The 1,516-nt window shown below is 50.5% G+C and carries 2 protein-coding genes; both read right to left on the bottom strand.

The features are described from left to right. Window positions 1–112: 112 nt before the first annotated feature. Entirely contained in the window at window positions 113–829 is a 717-nt protein-coding gene (locus tag DM995_RS20170; RefSeq protein ID WP_116970831.1) for a DUF3800 domain-containing protein, read from the bottom strand. Between the two features lie 286 nt (window positions 830–1,115). After that, entirely contained in the window at window positions 1,116–1,331 is a 216-nt protein-coding gene (locus DM995_RS21505) for a hypothetical protein (RefSeq protein WP_157973426.1), read from the bottom strand. Window positions 1,332–1,516 lie beyond the last annotated feature (185 nt).

Raw genomic sequence — 1,516 nt, 5'->3', positions numbered from 1 at the left:
CGGAATTCAAAATTGAGTCAAACCGCCTTGCGCAGCTTGCATTCGAGTTCACGAGAGAGTAGAAAATAGGGGCGGGGTTGCGCTGACCAACGTCAGAGTGCGCCCCGCTCTTCTATGCGCGGATGATCCCCAGCTTGCGCGGATCAGCTTTAAATGCAATCTTCAGAAGCGCAGGCTCCAATATCAGAAATGATTGGTCAAAACCCATGCTAATTGCCTTGGGCGTGGGGTCCTCGAATCTTAGCAAGCTGAACGCGCAAAAATCGGCAGCCTGAATGAATAGGCTGCGTTTGGAATCTCTATAAACTATGTCTTCGACCAGATGCTCAGCAGGGATGTTCTTCGAGGAAGAACCGTCAGCCCATGCTCCGAGCGCACTGGGGATGTAATTGTGCCGCCGCATTTTCCGCAACAGAAAGTCGTAGTTCTTGCCTTCATCTGATATTACCAAGGCATGGCTCTTCCTTGCCTTGGCAGTATTTTCAATCCGTTGAATGAGGCGTTTGAAAAGTTCGTCTTCGGACGCGCGAGGGCCATGGGCGTTTAGAATGCTCACACCCGGCAGTTTGACAATCTGCGCTAACATGAAATTGAACAGCTTGACCCGCTCAGTGCGTACCACGGTTCCGGGGGCAACATTACCGCGCCCCCCAATCCAGTCGGTTGCATGAAGTTCTGTACGGGTATAAATTCCGTGTGACGCTTTGATTTTTCGGCGCGTTTCGATCAGAAAATTGAACGCCTCGAGCCAGACTCCGACAGGCAGCATGATGCCAGAAAAGCAGACGCTTTTTTTGTCTTTCGAATCATCGATATAAACGAGGTGCATATAAGTAATAAAACGCTGGAAGCCACTTCGAGTCAACTAGACAAGTTCAGAAACGCCGAGAGCGATCTGGAAACAGGCGGCGACCCTAAGCGCTTTGCTGAGCGGCTAGGAAACTGGTGAAGCATAAGCGGGTGGATAAACCGGACTAAGCCTATTGCATTATAATAACAGTGGTATCAAGTTACCACAACAATGGGTCCACACCTAGAGGCATTGCGCCAAGCCTGCGAGAAGGCGGATCACCGTGAAAAAATACTCCCCCTTGCCCGCATCTTCCTCGACTTTCTCAATGGCGAGGCTCGTTAAACAGCTTTTTACCTAGGTGCGGATGCTGCACCGCTCGAAGGCAAAGCATGTAAGTCTCGAGTATCCACTCCCGGCTAGCATTGGGCTTTGTTCCGCGAATGCTAATCCCCTCTGCGGAAGCGATGTCTAACATCAGACGATGTGCAACATACTCGGGCGTATTCTCGCCAACTGTAAGTGCAATATTCTCAGTCATGGGAATCTCCCTCTGCTACTGCCCACATCTTCGGCGCGCGGGCCAAGAGAGTCGATCCCCGATTTTTGCGGGATCTCCAGCCAATCCGGTTAGTCGTCAAATCCCGTAACCCACGCATTTACGCCATGGGTTTGTAAGACGCATAATTACAAAATTTAATGTGATTGATCCCGCCATTGATCTTT

This window comes from Blastomonas sp. UPD001, assembly GCF_003426715.1.
In the GTDB taxonomy this organism is placed as follows: domain Bacteria; phylum Pseudomonadota; class Alphaproteobacteria; order Sphingomonadales; family Sphingomonadaceae; genus Blastomonas.
This window is presented reverse-complemented; position numbering and strand designations above follow the sequence as displayed.

What these genes read in the sequence shown, in the direction of transcription:
- DM995_RS20170 (WP_116970831.1), bottom strand. Translation starts at nt 829, where the DNA reads ATGCACCTCGTTTATATCGATGATTCGAAAGACAAAAAAAGCGTCTGC.
- DM995_RS21505 (WP_157973426.1), bottom strand. Translation starts at nt 1,331, where the DNA reads ATGACTGAGAATATTGCACTTACAGTTGGCGAGAATACGCCCGAGTAT.